The 20,099-nt window shown below is 48.7% G+C and carries 14 protein-coding genes, 1 pseudogene and 1 riboswitch; of the genes and pseudogenes, 5 read left to right on the top strand and 10 right to left on the bottom strand.

Annotated features, from left to right (window positions below; genetic code table 11):
- Positions 1-45 precede the first annotated feature (45 nt).
- From B0D95_RS10550 to pilB, 3 genes are read right to left on the bottom strand one after another with little or no spacing between them, the layout of a single operon-like run.
- A complete protein-coding gene (locus B0D95_RS10550) occupies positions 46-900 on the bottom strand; it encodes an A24 family peptidase (protein ID WP_078045710.1) in 855 nt (284 codons plus the stop codon).
- 44 nt (positions 901-944) lie between these two features.
- A complete protein-coding gene (locus B0D95_RS10545; protein WP_078043867.1) occupies positions 945-2,225 on the bottom strand; it encodes a type II secretion system F family protein in 1,281 nt (426 codons plus the stop codon).
- Positions 2,226-2,228: 3 nt separating this feature from the next.
- Complete coding sequence (gene pilB / locus B0D95_RS10540; RefSeq protein WP_078043866.1) at positions 2,229-3,956, bottom strand: type IV-A pilus assembly ATPase PilB; 1,728 nt, start codon at positions 3,954-3,956, stop codon at positions 2,229-2,231.
- Positions 3,957-4,281: 325 nt separating this feature from the next.
- On the opposite strand from pilB, the pseudogene B0D95_RS21120 reads away from it, so the two are divergent.
- Positions 4,282-4,390: pseudogene (locus tag B0D95_RS21120) on the top strand (prepilin-type N-terminal cleavage/methylation domain-containing protein); the annotation flags it as partial.
- Positions 4,391-4,410: 20 nt separating this feature from the next.
- Positions 4,411-4,755: a pilin gene (locus B0D95_RS10535; protein ID WP_371453658.1), complete on the top strand. Its 345-nt coding sequence runs from the start codon at positions 4,411-4,413 to the stop codon at positions 4,753-4,755.
- A gap of 277 nt (positions 4,756-5,032) precedes the next feature.
- Here B0D95_RS10535 and nadC read toward each other — a convergent pair whose 3' ends face one another.
- Complete coding sequence (gene nadC, locus B0D95_RS10530; RefSeq protein WP_078043864.1) at positions 5,033-5,887, bottom strand: carboxylating nicotinate-nucleotide diphosphorylase; 855 nt, start codon at positions 5,885-5,887, stop codon at positions 5,033-5,035.
- A gap of 217 nt (positions 5,888-6,104) precedes the next feature.
- Between nadC and B0D95_RS10525 the strand changes: the two genes are divergently transcribed.
- The gene (locus B0D95_RS10525; RefSeq protein WP_078043863.1) at positions 6,105-8,639 is read left to right on the top strand and encodes a DUF1631 domain-containing protein; all 2,535 of its coding nucleotides are present in this window, start codon (positions 6,105-6,107) and stop codon (positions 8,637-8,639) included.
- Positions 8,640-8,747: 108 nt separating this feature from the next.
- On the opposite strand, the gene uca is transcribed toward B0D95_RS10525, so the two are convergent.
- The 6 genes from uca to B0D95_RS10495 form a co-directional block, all read right to left on the bottom strand.
- Positions 8,748-12,356, bottom strand: coding sequence for an urea carboxylase (gene uca, locus B0D95_RS10520; RefSeq protein ID WP_078043862.1), 3,609 nt, complete (start codon positions 12,354-12,356; stop codon positions 8,748-8,750).
- An 82-nt stretch (positions 12,357-12,438) separates the two neighbouring features.
- Positions 12,439-13,080: an urea amidolyase associated protein UAAP2 gene (locus B0D95_RS10515; RefSeq protein WP_078043861.1), complete on the bottom strand. Its 642-nt coding sequence runs from the start codon at positions 13,078-13,080 to the stop codon at positions 12,439-12,441.
- 10 nt (positions 13,081-13,090) lie between these two features.
- Positions 13,091-13,828 carry an urea amidolyase associated protein UAAP1 gene (locus B0D95_RS10510; protein ID WP_078043860.1) on the bottom strand — a complete coding sequence of 246 codons (738 nt, stop codon included), beginning with the start codon at positions 13,826-13,828 and terminating at the stop codon, positions 13,091-13,093.
- Positions 13,829-13,837: 9 nt separating this feature from the next.
- The gene (locus tag B0D95_RS10505) at positions 13,838-14,614 is read right to left on the bottom strand and encodes an ABC transporter ATP-binding protein (RefSeq protein ID WP_078045709.1); all 777 of its coding nucleotides are present in this window, start codon (positions 14,612-14,614) and stop codon (positions 13,838-13,840) included.
- An 85-nt stretch (positions 14,615-14,699) separates the two neighbouring features.
- Positions 14,700-15,521 (bottom strand): ABC transporter permease, encoded by an 822-nt coding sequence (locus tag B0D95_RS10500; protein WP_078043859.1) that lies wholly within the window; start codon positions 15,519-15,521, stop codon positions 14,700-14,702.
- Positions 15,522-15,598: 77 nt separating this feature from the next.
- The gene (locus B0D95_RS10495; protein ID WP_078043858.1) at positions 15,599-16,660 is read right to left on the bottom strand and encodes a putative urea ABC transporter substrate-binding protein; all 1,062 of its coding nucleotides are present in this window, start codon (positions 16,658-16,660) and stop codon (positions 15,599-15,601) included.
- Between the two features lie 71 nt (positions 16,661-16,731).
- Positions 16,732-16,862, bottom strand: a riboswitch (guanidine-I (ykkC/yxkD leader).
- Between the two features lie 419 nt (positions 16,863-17,281).
- Here B0D95_RS10495 and B0D95_RS10490 point away from each other — a divergent pair.
- Together B0D95_RS10490 and B0D95_RS10485 are read left to right on the top strand one after the other, a co-directional pair.
- Positions 17,282-19,717, top strand: a complete 2,436-nt coding sequence (locus B0D95_RS10490) for a DUF1631 family protein (protein WP_078043857.1) — start codon at positions 17,282-17,284, stop codon at positions 19,715-19,717.
- A complete protein-coding gene (locus B0D95_RS10485; RefSeq protein ID WP_078043856.1) occupies positions 19,714-20,076 on the top strand; it encodes a PilZ domain-containing protein in 363 nt (120 codons plus the stop codon). The genes B0D95_RS10490 and B0D95_RS10485 overlap by 4 nt, the downstream gene beginning before the upstream one ends.
- The last annotated feature ends 23 nt before the right edge of the window (positions 20,077-20,099 follow it).

The following is a 20,099-nucleotide window of genomic DNA, read 5'->3' as shown; positions in this document are numbered from 1 at the left end:
GAGTGGTGTATTGGTCCAGGTCGATAACTTGCTTTCTCTTTGACCTTAATAGACAACAAATAATTTTAAATAGGTTTGGTTGATTGTATCGCCCCAAATAAATGCAATCCAGCCTGCAATTGCGAGGTAGGGGCCAAAAGGGATGGGGATATTTTTATCGCGCCCACGAACAACTATCATGGTAATCCCAATCACTGCACCAACCAGCGACGACAATAAAATAATTTGCGGTAGCATTTGCCAGCCCATCCATGCCCCCAGTGCGGCTAACAATTTGAAATCTCCAAAGCCCATGCCTTCTTTGCCTGTGACCAACTTAAAGAGCTGGTAAACCATCCACAGCGACATATATCCCGCTATGGCACCCCACAGGGCGCTGGGCAAGTCTGTGAACATTCCGAAGCTATTGATGATCAGCCCCAGCCACAATAGCGGCAGCGTTATATCATCTGGCAGCAAGTAGGTGTCCAGATCGATCATAGTCAATGCAATTAATGACCAGGTGAGCAGTAGTGCTGCTAATCCATTCCAGCTAACACCAACGTAAGCGATAGCCACAACCGATAAGATACCGGTAGCCAGTTCAATAATTGGGTAGCGAATAGATATGGTAGTTTTACAGCTAGAGCATTTTCCACCCAAAAATGCATAACTGATAACAGGAATATTTTCCCATGCGCGAATTTTATGCCCGCAGCTTGGGCAGCGCGAAGCAGGCACCATTAAATTAAAGGATTCCTGCTTTTCGCTGGGTTCGGGGAGGGCTGCAATATTGCTATCGTTGGCCAAAAACTCTCTGCATTGGTGCTGCCAGTCGCGTTCCATCATTTTGGGTAAGCGGTAGATCACCACATTAAGAAAGCTGCCAACTAATAAACCGAGGACTAATGCGCAAGCCATCCCTAAAAGGGGGTAGGCTTGCAGAGCTGAGAGAAAATTCACGTTTATACAACCGAGCCAATTTGAAAGATGGGAAGATACATTGCTATCATTAATCCGCCTACGAGAATCCCGAGCACTGACATAATTAACGGCTCCAGCAAAGATGTTAGACTGTCAACCATATTGTCTACAGCCTCCTCATAATATAGCGCAACCTTGTCGAGCATGGCATCAAGTGCACCGGACTCCTCTCCAATTGCTGCCATTTGAATAAGAAGTGTTGGAAACATTGACCTAGCTTTTAACGAAGTATTTAGCTGGATACCTGTAGACACATCCTCTCTGACCTTAATGATTGCTTCTGCATATATCCTGTTGCCTGCTGCACCAGATACGGATGTCAATGCATCAATGAGAGGTACGCCTGCAGCAAATGTAGTGGCAAGTGTTCTGGCGAATCTCGCCATTACAGAAAGGTATAGAATTTTTCCAACGATTGGAAATTTGAGAATATATTTGTCTACTAAATAAGCAAAGGCTTGTGACTTTTGAGTAGCAAGTTTAAACATAAATGCTGCGACTCCCATTCCAAGCAAAATGATAAACCAATAAGTTTGCGCCAAGTCTGAAAGGTATAATACAAATAAAGTGAAAGCGGGTAGTTCAGCGCCGAAGTCACGAAATGTTTCGGCAAATTGAGGAACAACTTTGACCAAGAGTATGCCTGTTACAACAATTGCAACTAATACTACCGCGATTGGATAAGTCAATGCCTTTTTGATTTTCGCTTTTAGTGCTTCAGTTTTTTCTTTGTAGGTTGCAATTCGGTCAAGCATTGTTTCCAGTGCGCCTGATTGCTCACCGGCGTCGACAAGGTTGCAGAATAAGTCATCAAAATATTTGGGGTGCTCTCTTAACGAGTTAGCGAATCCTCCCCCTGCCGCGACACTGTCTCTAATTTGTAGGACCAGTTTTTTTAAGTTCGGGTTTTCCAGCCCATCAGCCACTATGTCAAATGCCTGAACAAGTGGTACGCCAGCTTTCATCATCGTTGCCATTTGACGAGAGAAAACGGCGATATCGGCAGGTTTAATTGATTTGCCACTAGACCCAAAAAGTGGTTTGGCTTTTTTGGAGACGGACTTGGCTGTAATACCTTGCTTTGCAAGGATAGTTCTAACTATCGTTGGGCTACCGCCGTTAATTTCCCCTTGGATCTTATTGCCCTTTTTATCCAAACCTTTGTAAATATAGGTGTTGGTTGTCGGAATTTGCTTGGTCTTTGTGGCAGCTTTGGCTTTACTTACCGAGCTAGCCGTTTTTGTAGTAGTTGTTAGTGCCATGGATTAATCCTTGGTTACTCGGTTGGCTTCTTCGAGGCTGGTTAATCCCATTGCTACTTTACGCAATGCAGATACCCGTAAATTATTAAAGCCCGCTTCTTTCGCGGCGCGAGCAATCTGTAACGAGTTGCCGCCTTCCATTATAAGGTTGGCAATTAATGGTGTGATGCGAACCACTTCATATACACCTACGCGTCCTTTATAACCCCCGTTACATTTTTCACAACCACCCGGGTGGAATAACTGGAACTCTGTGCGAGGGATTCCGATTTCGTCAAACCCTTCTTGAGTGAGTATATCTGCCGGGATATCCGTTGCTGGTTTTTTGCAAGCACTGCACAAGCGTCGTGCAAGCCGTTGGGCAATAATCAAGCTTACGCTGGTTGCTACGTTAAACGCAGGAACGCCCATGTTTAATAGGCGGGTAAGTGTTTCTGGTGCAGAGTTGGTGTGAAGTGTGGAAAGAACCAAGTGGCCAGTTTGAGCTGCTTTAATGGCAATTTCCGCTGTTTCCAAGTCACGAATCTCACCCACCATAATGATATCCGGGTCTTGACGCAGGAAAGAGCGCAGTGCTTCTGCAAAGGTTAACCCGACGCGGGTGTTCATTTGTACCTGATTAATTCCTTCCAGGTTAATTTCAACAGGGTCTTCCGCTGTAGAGATATTCACTTCTGATGTATTCAGGATATTCAGGCCGGTATAGAGCGAGACTGTTTTACCGCTACCTGTTGGGCCGGTTACCAGAATCATCCCTTGCGATTGTGCGAGGGCGTCCATGTAGAGTTTCTTCTGGTCATCCTCATAACCCAGTGCATCGATCCCTAGTTTGGCAGAACTAGGGTCAAGAATACGCAGAACGATCTTTTCACCAAAAAGCGTAGGCAGGGTATTTACCCGGAAGTCGATAGCGCGCGTTTTGGATACCTTGAGCTTGATACGTCCATCCTGCGGCAAACGGCGCTCGGAAATATCCATTTGCGACATGACTTTTAAGCGCGCCGCCATACGAAATGCAAGGTTTACCGGCGGACGGGACACTTCATTCAGAACGCCGTCGGTACGGAAGCGTATGCGATAGCTTTTTTCGTAGGGTTCAAAGTGGATATCCGACGCCCCACCTTTAATTGCATCCAATAGCACTTTATTGATGTACTTTACGATTGGTGCCTCGTCAGCCTCTGTGCTTGCATCTTCATTGGTTACTGCGTCGCTAACTGACTGCACATCCAAATCATCAATGTCGTCATCAAGGCCGCCTAATGCATCGCCCAGAGACTCTTCTTGCGAATTTAAGTATTTATCAATAGCGATTTGCAACTTGTCCGCTTCAACTAAGACGGCTTCTGTATTAATCCCTGTGTTGAACTTGATTTCATCTAGGGCATGCAGATCGGTTGGGTCGGTAACAGCAAGAAATAAGCGATTGCCGCGTCTTGCGATAGGTAGGGTGTGATGTTTCCTAATCAGTTTGTCGTCAACCAGTTTTTGAGGGATTCCATCTTTATTGAGCGCATTTAAATCAAATACGGGTGAGCCAAACTCTTCAGATGCCACTAATGCCAAAGTGCGCGCATCAATTATAGAGTGATTAACCAGATGCTGGGCAAATGGGATTTTGTCTTTTTTTGCTTGGGCAAGAGCTTTAGCAGCCAGCTCTGCCTCTAATATTTTGTCTGCGACTAGTCTGCGGGCTAGTCCGCTTAATGACACCGGGGTTGGACTGTTCATGAGTTATGCCGGTAAGTTGAGGTTGTTAGGATTAAATCATTATTTATGTCAATACTACCTTACTTTTATCAGTCAACAACCTACTGGCCTAAGTTGTTGGCTGATAAAAGGAAGGGAGCAATTTAGATGGTGACAAAAAGTGTCATCTAGTTACCTTTATTGCCTGAGGTTTTGTATTAAATAGTGATTTGTGCTTTATATTTTGTGTGATTCTAATCACGTTTTTAAGTTGGCTGTATGATAGTAATTGAGTCTTCACATATTGGCATTGACCTTGCTAAAACATACATGTGTTTTTAGTTCATTAACCAACTGGAGTTTTAAAATGAAAAAATCAGCACAAAAAGGTTTTACCCTGATTGAATTGATGATAGTCGTGGCGATTATTGGTATTTTGGCTGCGGTAGCATTGCCCGCGTATCAGAACTACTCAACCAGAGGCAAGCTGGCCGAAATGGTTGTGACTATGTCAGCGGTTAAGGTCGACTTGTACGAAGCCTATGTGGCCGATGGCACGATGCCGCAAGCAGCAGCCTCGTTGGTTACTAATTTGATTGCTTCAATAGATGACAAAAACTCTCTTGATTCAGCTACTTATGTAAGAGTTTCAGATACAGAAGCTACTGTGAATGTGACGCTTGCAAATATTTCTGGCGGTATAAATGGTGAAAAGGTCACTTGGACATTTGAAGCTAAACGCGATGCAAACGGTACTGAGCTTGGTTTAGATATAACATGTGCTGTTGATACTCAAGCTAGCTGGACAAATGCACAGCTGCCACCTATATGTCGTTTTTAATTAGCGGTTAATCTCTTGGTGTTATCTGATAAGCTTTCGCATCTAATTTGCGAAAGCTTATTTTTTGTCTCTTATTCTGCCTGGTTTTGTAGTGTCTTCAGTGTCTTTTGTCAAAGCCTAGCGTGACTTTTTTATCCGCATGGTGTTATGCCTCTCCGCGAGTTCATATGAATAGAATATGTACTGAGAGCAAGCAACACTGGCTCAAATTTTTACCATGAAGAGTTGGCTTTCTTGAAGTTGCGTCAAAATACTCCATAGATATCTAGTCGCTCCATCACAAAACCCTCATCGACAAATCCACCGCCCTACAATGTTTTGTCAGCCCCCCAATAGAAATAAAATCCACACCGGTTTCTGCGGTGGGTACCAATGTTTGTTCATTGATGTTTCCCGACGCTTCCAGCTTGGCTCTTCCTCCATTAATCGCAACGGCTTTTTTCATGTCTTCAATGCTGAAGTTGTCCAGCATGATGATATCTGCACCGGCAGTTAAGGCTTGATCCAATTCATCAAAGGTTTCTACTTCTACCTCTACGGGTTTGCCGGGAGCGATGTTGTGGGCGCTGGCGATGGCGTTGGAGATGCCACCGCAGGCGGCTATGTGGTTTTCTTTGATCAGGAAGGCGTCGTACAGGCCGATGCGATGGTTGTGGCAGCCGCCGCAGGTAACGGCGTACTTTTGGGCAGTGCGCAAGCCTGGGATGGTTTTGCGGGTATCCAGCAATTTAACCTGGGTGTGTGCAACTTGTTGGGCGTAGTGATGGCTGATGGTGGCGGTGCCGGATAGGGTTTGTACAAAATTCAGGGCCGCTCGCTCGCCGGTTAGCAGGCTGCGTGCCTTGCCTTTTACCGTAAATAGTGTGCTATTGGCGACCACGGCCTGCCCATCGCTCACCTGCCAGTCAATAACAACCTCGGGATCTATTTGCCGGAATACTTCGTCTACCCAGGTTTTGCCACAAAAAATACAGTCTTCCCGGGTAATAATGCGGGCGGATGCCTGCTGGTTTTCGGGGATCAGCTGGGCGGTAATGTCTCCGCTGCCTATGTCCTCGGCGAGGGCGAGGGCGACTGATTGGACGATGTCTGCGGCAAGTATTTCCGGATTTATCTTGTGAGTCGTGATCATATTGGGTGTCGAAAAATTGAACAAAAAAGGGGTGTCAAATAGACTATTTGGCGTTTATTGCATCCTCTAATTCCAAAAGGAACTTTAAAAGGGCTAAGCCAAAGGTATGGTTATAGCTATTTGTGATATGTCTCTCGATCTTACCATTTGCCTGCTTGATGTGTCTTTCCCTTCGTTATACTTCACTTACGCAGGTTTTCTCCAATGGTAATTCACCATGAACGAACAAACAAAATCCGATTCCAACAAGGTTGTGCAGCTGAACCCTGATCGGTCATCGGGGGCAAATCAGGCTGTTGTATTGGCACGTCTGCCTGCGCCGATTCACGCGCTGCGCGATAAGGCTCGCCAGCAGTTGCAGACCTATTTGCGCGAGCTGTTTGATCGAATCGATGACGCTATGTTTGAGTTGGCGGACAAGGCCAACAATAATCAGGATCAAAACATTTTCTTCGACTCCATGCGCGAGGTTCGCATCCGTCGCCGCGCTATCGAAAACGCCTTCTTTCGCACCATCGATATAGGTTTTGCCCGCCTGCTGGACCCTACGGCTTATAAGGATGAAAAACGCCTGACGGAAAAGACAGTCTCCCTGGATGAACTCACCATCGTCAAAAATGACGAGCTGGAGGAGATGGTTGCGGTTGAAAGTATGGTTAGCAAAGCCAATGAGCAATTTGCCGAACTGATCCAGCATCTGACCTTGCGTATTGATCATTTGGTGCCCACCAAGGTGTACCAAAAAAATAACCCCTTGGGTGTCGATGTAATTTGCAATGCCTTTACCGATGCAACGGCTACACTCAGTATCGACTTGAAAGCCAAGTTGGTGATGTTCAAGATTTTTGACAACATCATGATGAGCAAGTTGGGCAAGTTGTTTGAGGCACTTAATCAAACGCTGATTGATGCCAATATTTTGCCTTCGCTGAAATCGGAATTACGTCAGGCAAAGCGCCCCATTATTTCCCCTTCAACTGCTACTAATAGTGCGGATCATTTTGGCCAAGGCTTAACGGCTGAGTTGCAAGGCAATATGGCCGGTGGCCTGCAAAGTTATGATGAGCAAACCAATCAGGTATTGCACCAGTTGCGCAATCTGTTGGGCTCCCAACGTTCTTCGTCCAGCCAATCAATGCCGGGGGAGGAGATCAATAGCAAAGACCTGATCAAAATTCTCTCGCTGGCGCAGCAACAGAATACCGCTGCTGCCAATAGTACCCAGCCAGCCAACTTGCGCGGATTCCTGACCGAGTTGCTGCGCAATGAAACACAAACGGCGGCGGCGATTAATCAGGTTGATGATGATGTCATCAACCTGGTGAGCATGATGTTTGAATTTATTTTGGATGACCGCAACTTGGCGGCGCCAATGAAAGTCTTGATTGGCCGTTTGCAAATTCCGATGGTTAAAGTGGCGATTGCCGATAAAACCTTTTTCAGTAAAGGTGGCCATCCTGCCCGTCGTTTGCTGAACGAAATGGCGATGGCGTGCTTGGGGTGGCAAGAACCTACGGATGAGAATCAGCGTAAAGATACGCTCTTCGCCAAAATGGAAGAAGTGGTGCAAACCATTCTCTCTGAATTTGATACTGATATCAGTTTGTTTGATCGGTTACTGCTGGACTTCCGTTCTTATCTGGATAAAGAAAAGCGTCGCGCTTCTATCCTTGAGCAACGCACGATTGATGCGGAAGACGGTAAAGCAAAATCCGAACGTGCTCGTGCGCAGGTGGATGCTGAGTTGAACCGTATTACTGTCGGCCGTGATTTGCCCTTGGCCGTTACCAAATTGTTGCGTGAGGCCTGGGCGAACGTCATGTTCATCACCTCCTTGAAGCAAGGTGTCGATAGCGATGAATGGCGCAGTTGCTCGCTGACCGCGCAGCAATTGGTGTGGAGTGTTGTCGCGCCCATGGATAAGGACAATCGCCAAAAGTTACTGAAGCTGGTGCCGGAATTACTGCAAAAATTGCGTACTGGATTGGAGAGCATTTCATTTAGCCCATTTGAAACCGGCAATCTGTTTAAACAATTGGAAACCGTTCATTTGGAGCGGTTGCGTGGTGATGCGAAGTCTGTTGCTGCGGGAGCTGCTCAACCAAGCTCGGGAAATGACGATGCAGGGAATAAAGGTGAAGAAAATAAAAGCGCAGTCAATAACAATACAGGCAGCGACAGTGCAATCAGGGCGCAACAAATAGCGGCTAAAGCTGCCAGTATGAAAGCGGCAATGGCTGATGCGCAGATGAAACCATCTGTTGTAGCTGTTGCCACTCAAGTACCTACCTCTGTGGTAAATGATATTGCAGACAATCAATCGCCTGTTGCGGATTCAACTGAGCCAGCAGCCTCTGCTAATGAAGCTGTGCCGGCGGTTGATGCAACTGTGCTGCCGCAAGATACTGTTGCTGATATTGCGCAAGGCATTGTGGCAGAGCCGGTTACACACACTATAGCGGCAGATGCACAGCATTTAGCGCTGGTGAACAATATTACCCAAGGCACCTGGTTTGAAATGCAAGGTGAGGCGGGCGAAAAATACCGCTGCCGTCTGGCAGCGATTATTCGTTCCGTGGGTAAATATATTTTTGTTAACCGCTCAGGAATGAAAGTGGCAGAAGAAAGCCGCGAAAGTTTGGCAATTGCATTGCAAACCAAACGATTAACCATTTTGGATGATGGTATGTTATTTGATCGTGCCTTGGAGTCGGTGATAAGCAGTTTGCGCGATCAACGTAGTTTAAGTTAAGCACTACTCTTATCGCACATAAAATAAAACGCCTCCTTTGTGAAAGGGAGGCGTTTTTTTATTGCCCTTGGAAAAGAGGGGGGATTAAATCCCGTTCAGTCTTTCCTGTTAAAGGGACGGTGCCAAGACTACCAATGTTTGCCCAGCTTGCACGCGCGCGCCATCGGCTTTTAACAGGTGTGTGACTTTACCGTCGCTACTGGCGGTGATGTTGATTTCCATTTTCATGGATTCCAATATCAATAGCACATCACCCGCCTTTACCTCTTGTCCAACAGTAACTTGTGTCTGCCATACACTGCCTGACACCGAGCTATCGACGCGAATGGCATCATCGGGTAGCTCCGTTTCACTATTGTCTTCTGTTATCTCTGCTTGCTCGTAATTGAATTGGCCATTGGCATGCCAGCGTGCAAGTTCTTCATCAAAGGCTTGTTCCCGCTGTTGAGTAAATTGATTGATCGATTGCTCATTCTGCTCAATAAACTGTTGGTATTCGCTCAGGCTGAAATGGCTTTCTTCAATGGTAATCGGGTAGCGCCCTTGGGGAAAATTTTTGCGAATAGTTTGTAGTTCCTCGGCGCTCACTTCATAAAAACGAATTTGATCAAAAAAGTTGAGTAGCCAGGGTTGTTTGAATTCCCGTGTTTGGCGATAGCGATTCCACATTTGCAGGGTGCGACCCACAAACTGATAGCCGCCCGGGCCTTCCATGCCATAGACACATAAATAGGAACCACCAATACCCACGGAGTTTTCAGCAGTCCAGGTGCGCGCCGGGTTGTATTTTGTGGTTACCAAGCGATGGCGTGGGTCAACGGGCGTGGCAACTGGCGCGCCCAAATACACGTCACCCAAGCCCATAACTAAATAGGAGGCACTGAATAAAATAGCCTTTACATCGGCAATGGAATCCAGCCCATTAATGCGGCGAATAAATTCCAGGTTGCTGGGGCACCAAGGGGCATTGGCGCGCACTGATTGTATATATTTTTGAATCGCGAGCTGACAGGCGTCGTCATCCCAGCTCAGTGGCAAATGCACAATGCGCGAAGGCACACTTAATTGTGCGAGTTGCGTCATCAGCTCGCGCTCGCCAACCTCAAGGTGTGCTAATAATTGCGCGAGCGATAATTGTTGACTGTCATAATGAATTTGCAACGAGCGAATGCCCGGCGTTAATTCGCGCAAACCGCAAAGTGTATTTTTTTCCAGCCATTGCATTAGCGCGTGAGCGCGGAAACGCAATTTAATATCCAGTTCAAGTGCACCGTACTCGACTAATAAAAAGTGATCTCCCGCCGCACGATACACAATGTTTTCACCAAATTCAGCGGCGTCCAGCGTTTTTACAATCGGTGAGGTTGGAATCGTCATCCGCCAGTTACACGACTGTGGTTCCAGTGTTTGCAAGGATTGGTTTTGTGTTTTTTCGATAGCCACGGCGTCGGCGATGGTCACGGAAATAAAACGAATTTTATCGCCTGCACGCACTTGGCCGAGCTTCCATAAATCGGCGCTAATCACTGTGGCAGGGCAAACAAAACCGCCGAGCGATGGGCCGTCAGGCCCGAGAATAACGGGCATATCGCCAGTGAAATCCACAGTGCCAAAAGCGTAGGCGTTATCGTGAATATTGGAGGGGTGCATGCCTGCCTCACCACCGGAACTGCGCGCCCATTCGGGCTTGGGGCCAATTAAGCGCACGCCGGTGCGGCTGGAATTGTAGTGCACCTCCCAATCGGTGGTGAAAAAGGTGTTGATGTCTTTTTCAGTGAAAAAATCCGGTGCGCCGTGGGGGCCGTAGATTACTCGCAATTGCCAAGTATTGTTAATGTCTGCTTTCAAGGTGCTATTGAATGTTGGCGTTGTAAGCGCGACGTTACAATTTTTTTCATCAAGCGATAGTACATCGCCCGCGCGCAGTGCGCGTCCATTGTGGCCACCAAATTGACCCAGGGTAAACGTGGATTTTGCGCCGAGATAATCCGGGCACTGAATGCCGCCTGCTACCGCTAAATAAGTGCGGGCACCCTTGTTGCTGATTCGTCCAAGCTGTAGTTGTTGCCCGGCTTTTATGTCAATCACTTCATAAAGTGGAATGATGTTGCCGTCGAGTTTTGCATCAATGTCTGCACCGGTTAATACAATTTTAGTGTCGCAACCAAATTTTAATGTGGGGCCTTGCAGGGTAATTTCCAATCCGGCGGCAGCTTCGCTATTGTTTAACAGGCGATTGCCTAAACGAAAGGAGTAGCTGTCAAAGGGGCCTGAAGTGGGAACGCCTACGTGCCAATAACCGGCGCGACCAGGGAAATCTTGAATGGTAGTTTGTGTCCCGCCTTGAATGACATCGATACGCGCTGGTTTAAACACAAAATTATTCAAATAGCGTGTAGTCATGCGGCCTTGCAACAGCGTTTCATCTTTTAGCAGGCTACGCAAATAACCGAGGTTGGTTTCTATGCCGTAGAGGTAGGTGTTATCCAACGCATGGGTCAAATTTTTCAACGCATGGTTGCGGTCATCGCCTTTGACAATAATTTTGGCGAGCATAGGGTCAAAGTAGGCGGGTACTTCTATACCGCTTTCAATCCAGTGATCGATTCGCAGATTGGCTTGAGACTCAGGAAAAGAGACTTTGCTGAGTAGTCCCGCACAGGGTTGGAAATTCAGTGCAGGGTCTTCCGCGTATACGCGTACTTGAATGGCGTGGCCTGCAGGTGATAATTGTTGGCGCAGGGATTTTAGGTCGCCTAATTCGCCAGCGGCTTGACGCAGCATCCACTCCACTAAATCTACGCCGTATACTTCTTCTGTCACACCGTGTTCAACTTGCAGGCGAGTATTGACCTCAAGGAAATAAAATTTATCGTCTAATGAGTCGTAAATAAATTCCACGGTGCCTGCGTTGCGATAATTAACCGAGGCGAGTAACTGTTCGGCGGTACGTTGCATGGCGTGGCGCTGTGCATCCGATAAATTGGGTGCAGGGCACTCTTCAACCACTTTTTGGTTGCGGCGCTGGCTGGAGCAATCGCGCTCGCCAATGGCTACAGCGGTGCCTTTTCCATCGCCAAATACTTGCACTTCAATATGGCGGGCAGCGGCAATAAATTTTTCTAAAAATACACCGTCATCGGCGAAATTATTTTTTCCCAAGCGTTTTACTGAATCAAAAGCAGCGATCAGATCGGCTTCGCTATTACACAATTGCATACCAATGCCACCACCGCCAGCTGTGCTTTTCAGCATGACCGGATAGCCAATGGTTGCGGCGGCACGTTTGGCTTCGTCCAGGTTTATTAACAAATCGGTGCCGGGGCAGAGCGGTACATTAGCGGCTTGGGCGAGTTCGCGGGCTTTGTGTTTTAAACCAAAGGTGATCATCTGCTCGGCAGTAGGGCCGATAAACACTAATCCTGCGGCTTCACATTCGGCCACAAAGGTGGCGTTTTCACTTAAAAAGCCATAGCCGGGATGAATTGCCTGGGCGCCGGTTTGTTGGGCAAGGGCAATAATTTTTTGGCGATCCAGATAGGTGTGTGCGGCGGCGCCTTCTCCCAAGCAATAGGCTTCATCCGCAAGGCGTACATGCAGTGAGTCAGCGTCAGATTCGGCGTAAACTGCAACGGAAATAATATTGAGTTGTTTGAGTGTGCGAATAATGCGGGTGGCAATGGCGCCGCGGTTGGCGATAAGAACTTTGGTGAACATATTCTGCTCCGGCAGGCCGTCCTGCTGGTTTTTTACAACGGTGGTCGTCCACCGAGGAATGACAAAAATTTTTAAAATAAAATTAATTCCACACGATCACTTCAATCGGTGTCGGGTTGTAACCGTTGCAAGGATTGTTTAATTGCGGGCAATTGGAAATCAACATCACAATATCCATTTTCGCGGTTAGCTCTACATATTTCCCCGGTGCTGAAATGCCATCGGCAAAGGTGAGGCCACCATCAGCAGTGACAGGCACATTCATAAAAAAATTGATGTTGTGGGTGATGTCGCGTTTGCCAATACCAAATTCCGGGTGTTCTGCAATGGCGAGCATCCAGCTGTCGCGACAAGCATGCATGCAGCGTTTTTCCAGGCTGTAGCGCACGGTATTGCTTTCTGTTGCACAGGCGCCGCCCAGTGTGTCGTGACGGCCGCAGGTATCGGCCACAATTTCCAGTAATTCATTGTTGGCGTTGGAGATCAGCTTGGTGCCTGCGGTTAAATACAAATTGCCTTGGGTGCGAATGGTATCCATGGCGCTGTAGCGTTCGCTCGGGTCTTTGGCGTTGTAAAATAAAACGTCCGCCGCCTGGTTGCCTTCCAAATCCACAATGCGAAAGGTTTGGCCTTGTTTGATTTCCCCTAAGAAATAATCGCCTGCGCTGACGTGATGACGTGCAATGGCAGTTTCCGGATGCAGGTTGCTGGGTTTGAGTGACATGCTGGGCCTCTTAATGCTTGGCTGCCAAATAATACAGGGCGTTATTTTGGAATCCGCGTTGGTTTTCCGGGCGGAAATTTTTGCAGTAGTCATCGTCGCTGACGGGGTCTGCTTCACCCAATTCAATGCGTACTGAGGTGAAAGGGTAGCTGCTGCTTTTATTCAGGGGGTGTGGGCAGGCGTGCATCACCACGAGTGTATCCATTTCAAAACGCAGCGTGACGCTATTGCCTTGCGCTTGATTTCGGGTGTCGAGTTGAATGTTGCCTTTGTCGTCAGCGATGACTTTGCTAAACCAATTGATATTGGATGCCATATCGGCGCGGCCTAAACCGTATTTGGCCAGCTCTACTAAAAAAGCGTCGTAACCATTTTGCAGCCATTGGTTGCGATCGCGCTGATAGTCGCGTTTGCCAAATTGCTGTTCGACCATTTGTGCGGTACTGGTGCCGCATACTGTATCGTGCCAGTTGCCTTCACCATTGGCAGAATAGTCGTCGATGATGGACGCAAAAATTCGACCCATGTCCGAGTACAAACAATTGCCGCGTTGTAATTTGAAGGTGTGTTGGCATTTGAGTGTGTCGGGCGCGTTATAGCGCTCCAATAAATGACGAGGGTTATAAAACAGCATGCCCACATTGGCGCCGCCGGTCAGGTCAGTGATTTTCATCAAACTGCCGCGACGTAGTTCCAGTGACCAATGGCCATTGCCGGGCAGGGTGGTGGTGTAGAGGATATTGCTCATGGTTAAACCCTAACGCTCGTTTGTTTCTTGTGTGATTTTTTTTAATTCGGCAGGCATTTCGGCACTGCGTTTGGTAATGGGCAAGTCGTAGGTAATGTTGGCGCCATAGGCGGTGGGCGCTTGATTGTCGCGACGCAATTTGTCGAATACCCACAGGCGTGTGCCCAGGTAAAATCCTTCGCTTAAATCGTGCGTCACCATAAATACCGTGAGTTGATGTTCTTGCCAGAGTTTTAAAATCAGTTGATGCATGTCCGCGCGAATGCCGGGGTCGAGCGCACCGAAGGGTTCATCCAATAACAAAATACGTGGCTGGCGAATTAAGGCTTGGGCAATGGCCAGCCGCTGTTTCATGCCACCGGATAACTCATGGGGGTAGCGATGCAGGGCATGGCTTAGGCCGACCGACTCGAGCAAGGCTTTGGCTTCGTCTACGACTTTGCGTTTTTGTTTACCGAATAATTTTCCCAATAAAGGTGAGTGTTCAAATTCGCGGGCGATGATGACGTTTTCCAGCACACTTAAATGTGGGAAGACCGAATATTGTTGGAATACAATACCGCGCGATTGATCCGGCTCGGTGCGAATAGGTTTTCCGTCGAGCAGTAATTCACCCGAGCTGGGTACTTCCATACCCAATAGCATTTTTAAAAAAGTACTTTTCCCGCAGCCTGACGTGCCTACCATGGTGATAAATTCGCCGGCGTTAACATTAATGTTGAGCCGTTCCAATACCACATTATCGCCATAGGTTTTCCACAGATTTTTTGCTTGAATCATGGGCATGTGTTTGGCTCTTTTTTCTTCAATGATAGTTTTATCAAAAGGAATAATGGTCATAGTGCTATTCGCCCAGTGTTTACGGCTTGGCTTAATGTTTACTGTTTGGATTGTGCCAGGGGAAACACCAGAGATTGATTTTTGCCAGCAGCCAATCCACCAAAAACGCGAGCAGGGTGATCCAGGCAACATAAGGCAAAATCACATCCATCGACATGTAGCGACGTACTAAAAAGATGCGATAGCCCAAACCATCGGTGGAGGCTATGGCTTCAGCAGCAATTAAAAATAACCAGCCTGCACCGAGTGATAAACGCACTGCATTAATTAAACGCGGCATGAGTTGCGGCGTTAATACCCTCACAATAATTTGCCACGTGGATGCACCCAGTGTTTGTGCTTTGACCAATTGTTCCAGTGGAATTTCCTGAGTGCAGCGCTGAATGTCGCGTGCGATAAAGGGCGCAACACCGATCACAATCAGCGCGACTTTGGATAATTCGCCCAAGCCAAACACAATAAATAATACGGGCAGCAGCGCCATGGGCGGCACCAGGGAAATAACTGTTAACAGTGGCGCGATGGGCGAATAAATGGTGGGAATGGCACCGGTTAATAGGCCGATGGTAAAACCCAGAATGGCGGCAATAAAAATACCCAAGGCCAAGCGATACAAGCTGCTTAAGGTGTCCTGCCAAAATAAAAATTCGCCGCTGCGTTTACTCGGTTCAAAGGCGAGGCTCTGGATGGCGGAACCCATTTGCGTAAAACTGGGCAGGAGTTTGTCGTTAGCATTTTCGGCGAGGCGCGCATCTGAGGCGACTAAATAAATCACCAGAATCAGTGCAAAAGGCAGGATGCCTAATAAGAGCTTTAGCGGTTTTGAGGGCGTTAAATTAATTAATCGTTTCATGATGGCGCCATTCAGTCTGGTTGAGTCGGCGCTACCCGGAAGTACTGGGTAGCGCGATCAGGCAATGCAAAACCCGGTTAGAGTTTTTTATCAGCAGCCATTTGCATGTAGGTGGTATCAAAACGCAGTTTTACGTTTTGCTTGTTGCCGTAAATACCTTTAGGGCCAGCGACGCCAATAAATTCTGCATCGGGAGCGCCATCGCCCAGCAGGCCGTGATCGAAGGAAAATTCAGCCACTTTTTGCATGGTGCTGAGCAATGCATCGCTATTGACGAGTGCCAGCGCGGCTTGCGGGGTGTAAAACATTTTGGTGCTGGCGAGTTGGGCTTCGTAACCAGCGAGGTCTGTACCTGATGCGACCGCCATTGCTGTTTTGGCGTCAGTGGCGGCTTTATCGCTACCGCTCATGGTGGTCATGATTTCATACCAGGCGCCGACGAGCGCTTTACCCAGGGCGGGATTTTTTTGCAGCGTGGCGGTATTCACTACCATCAAATCCATAATTTCGCCGGGGATTTGCGATGAGTCAAACACCTTGGTGCTGTTGGGTTGTGCGAGCACTTCGCTCAGCAGCGGGTTCCAGGTGGTGATGGCGGTGACACCCTTGGTGCCGTAAACCGCCACCATATCGGCGTCGGAGGTGTTAACCACTTTCACATCGGCTTCTTTTAGGCCAACGGATTCCAGCGCGCGCGCCAGCAAATAGTGCGACACACTCAACTCGACCAAATTCACTTGCTGGCCTTTGATATCTTTCAGGGTTTTGTTGGCGCCTTTGAGTACCACGCCGTCATTACCATTAGAGAAGTCGCCCACGATCAGCGCGGTTGAATCCACGCCGCCGGCAGCAGGAATTGTGAGCGCATCCATATTGGTCATCACGCAACCATCAAATTGACCCGCTGTGTATTGGTTGATGGATTCGACGTAATCGTTAATTTGTACCACGTCGATTTCAATACCGTATTTCTTCGCCCATTTATCGACGATTTTTTGTTCCGCGCCATAGCCCCAGGGCATCCAGCCAACGTAGATGGACCAGCAGACTTTAAAGGGTTCAGCGGCACTGGCAAGGTTGGCACTGAGGCCAAGTGTAAGGGCGAGTAATAGCGTTTTCAGACGGGGATGACGCAACATGAACAACCTCCAAAGGTATGGGTATACATCGGCGCAAGCATTAAGAGACCACTCTGGCGATTAGGCCAATCATCTCCCGGGCTTTTGTCCCGCCGTGTAACCCCTTTCCTGCCAGATGCATCCGGCGGCAGAGGTCGAAAGCTCTCGGACCAGACATCATGTGATCGTGGATCGCATGATCGGAACCCTAGCTCTCTATTTAGCAAATTGTGTGAATAGCCAGATCGCCCAGAGTGCGAGTCAGTTATTTCAACCTGTGTATCGCAATATAAGTGCCAATTGTGGTGATGGGCGGCTAGAGGCTGGCGTGGCGCGCGTTGTCGCTTGTTGAGTAGTGATACGGGAGATGGTGCTGGTAAACGCGGTGATCGCTTTTGGTGCGGTGGCGGCGGTTGGCAGGGTATGAAATGCGCCGTAATGGTGCCTGACGGGCATTTGTCACAATCGATTATTTTTTGCTCGCTGAGGGCTTAAAGCCGCGCTATTCTGTGAAACAAGTAGCGCAAGCTGTTAATATTGGCGTTCAAGATAACCTTTTACCGGCAGAAACGTCTGCTCTTTAGGTTCGAACTGGCCCCTGATCTGGGTCTTCAGAGACAGGGTCTAAGGAACATGAATCTCATGGATAAGTACGGAACCATTATGCAAAACTCAGGTTTGCCCGGCGCCGATGCTCCCAAATCGTCGCAATACTCCACCGTTGCGATGTCAGAACAACTGACCATCGAGTATTTAAAACATTGCCGCGATTTAACGCGCGGCTTTGCTTATCGTGTTTTTCCCAATTTCTGGCGCGAGTGGTGTAAGCAGATTTTGGAGGTTGCCGAGCAGGCCAAATCCAATAAGGATCAAGTCGCGCTCTATGAAATCCAGAACCTGTTAAATGCGGTGCAGCAGGCGGCAGAGCAGGAGTTTTGCCAGCATCTCGCCAATGGTTACGTAAAGTTCAAGAACAAATCCCTCAATACCCTGACCGGTGAGGAACGCTTCAGCGGCGATATTCTCTCGCTGGTTGAGCATTCGGATCTGGAAGAGACGATTGCAATCACCTCTATTACCCATCGCGCCGATAACTTTTTTGCAGAGAGTCTCTGGGCGTTACAACAGCGTTTGGCGCTGCTGAATGATGGCGAAAAGATCGACGAGCGCACTAACCCTGCCAGCCCGGTGCAATTCTGCGAAGCGCTGCGCAAGGTGTTGACCAATCTGGATGTGGATGTCAAAACCAAAATCATCGGTTACAAGCTGTTTGATCAGGATGTGATTGGCATGCTGGGTGAGCTTTACGATGAGCTGAACGATTATTTGATCCGCCAGAATTTACTGCCCAACCTGCGGTTTGTGGTGGCTCAGGAAAAGTCCGAGCCGGTGCGCGAAGAGGCTATCCAGGACGGCCCTTTTGAACAGCATCAAACCGAGGCCGAATTACAGCAGCAGGCGCTTGATGCGCAACAACATCAGCGCCGCGCGAGCGACAAGTTGCTCAGTGGTGCGCTCAACCCCAATGATATCCAGTACCAAAACAGCCTGTTAAATGCGATTCGGCTGCTGCAAACCCATGTCACCCAATTAATGCCTGCGATTCAGGCCAGTGGTTTCACGGGCACCATTGCCCAGGGCGGCGCGCCAGCTGCCAACTCAGCGCCAGCCAATGCACCGGTGGCCGCAACACCCAATACCCCGCCCACCCAGTTGCAGGTCTATAACAGCAACCAATTGGTTGGAGTGCTGGAGCAGATGCAAGGGCAAGCCTATCACCTGAGTCAACAGGCTTTGGCCGATCACGATTCCGGTCCGGTGGCGATTCCGGTGCAAACCGTGGCAGATGTCAGTCGCCAGATGATGCAGCAGATTGCCAGCGAGAATGTAAATGGCGCGGTGGAAGCGAGCGATATGCAGACCATCGACCTGGTCGGTATGTTGTTTGAGTACATGCTGTCTGATGATCATTTGCCCGATTCAGTCAAAGCACTGCTCAGTTATTTGCATACGCCTTTTTTGAAAATCGCCTTTATCGATAAAGGGTTTTTTGAGCAGCCGGAGCATCCTGCTCGGGTGTTGCTCAATAGTTTGGCCGAAGCAGGTGTGCGCTGGGTCAGTAATGATGGCAGTGATCAGTACGATATTTTCACCAAGATCAAAACTACCGTATTCCGCCTGTTGCACGAATTTAAAAATGACGTGCGTATCTTTGCCGAGCTGTTGATCGAGTTTAATGCCTACACCAATAACGTGGCGCGCCGGCAGGAGTTGATGGAGCGTCGCGCGCTGGAAAAAGCCCAGGGCGAGGAAAAACTGCGCGAGGCCAAACTGCAAGTGAATCACGAGGTGCGCAGCCGCACCGACAACCGCGAGATGCCATCGGCGATCCTGTTGCTGTTGCTACAGCCTTGGTCGGATTACCTGTCGTTTGTGTTGTTGCGCTACGGCGATAAATCCGAAAGTTGGGCGCGTGCACTCAAGGCGATTGATGATTTGTTGTGGTCGCTGGAGCCTAAAACCACCCAGCAGGACAAGGTGGCGCAAATGGAGCTTCAGGAACCGCTGCGCAACCTGTTGGAGCGCGGCTTTGAAACCATTGGCTACGAACAGGCCAAGGGCCGCAAATTGCTGGATGCGGTAGCATCGCTACAGCGTATGGCACTGCTCAGCCGCAAGGCGGAACCGGCACCGGCGCCTATGCGCAGCAAGTTGGAGTTGTTGGCGGCAGAAAAAGCTGGTCACAGCAGCGCCCAGCAGCAACCTGTATCCACCGAAGAAGCCAAAATTGTCGATAGCCTGAAAATGGTGGAATTTGGTACCTGGTTTGAGTTTGATGGCGGCAAGCGCCTGAAAGTGGCTTGGTACAACAAAAAGACCCAGCACTACATGCTGGTGGATCAGCAGGGGCGCAAGGTATCGCTGGCGGCGGGTTTGCAATTGGCACGCGATATGATTGCCGGTCGCGCCAAAATTATTGCCGGCAGCACCAAGCCCTTCTTTGAACGCGCGCTGGAAAATATTTATCACACCCTTAACGAGCGGGCGGATAACCTCAAAACGGGGGCTGCATCATGACCCACGACTGTACCCGGGAGCACGATCGCGAACTGGAGCGCCACATCATTAATGGCGATGTGGATGTCTATGACAGCCTGCGCGATTTGTACGTCGGCCGGCTCGTTAACATCCATGCCCAAGGTTTGATGGTGATGGGCGATGTGCTGCTGGAAGAGGATCGTCTCTACACCCTGGATCTGCACTTGCCTGAGCCGGTCAATGACCAGATGGTGATTCAGTTGGGGGTAGATTGTTTGTGGACGCGCGCCGCAGATTTATCCGGCAAGCACTGGATTGGTTTTTCCATTATCGATGTGTCGGCGCAAGCGGTGCAGTCCATTCGCAGTTTGGTGGAGCGCCTGGGCGAGAGCTACTAGGTTTTTACTTCACGCTTGGCAAT

The sequence above is a fragment of the Cellvibrio sp. PSBB023 genome (assembly GCF_002007605.1).
In the GTDB taxonomy this organism is placed as follows: domain Bacteria; phylum Pseudomonadota; class Gammaproteobacteria; order Pseudomonadales; family Cellvibrionaceae; genus Cellvibrio.
Note: the sequence above shows the minus strand (reverse complement) of the source record. Positions and strands in the feature narration are given on the sequence as shown.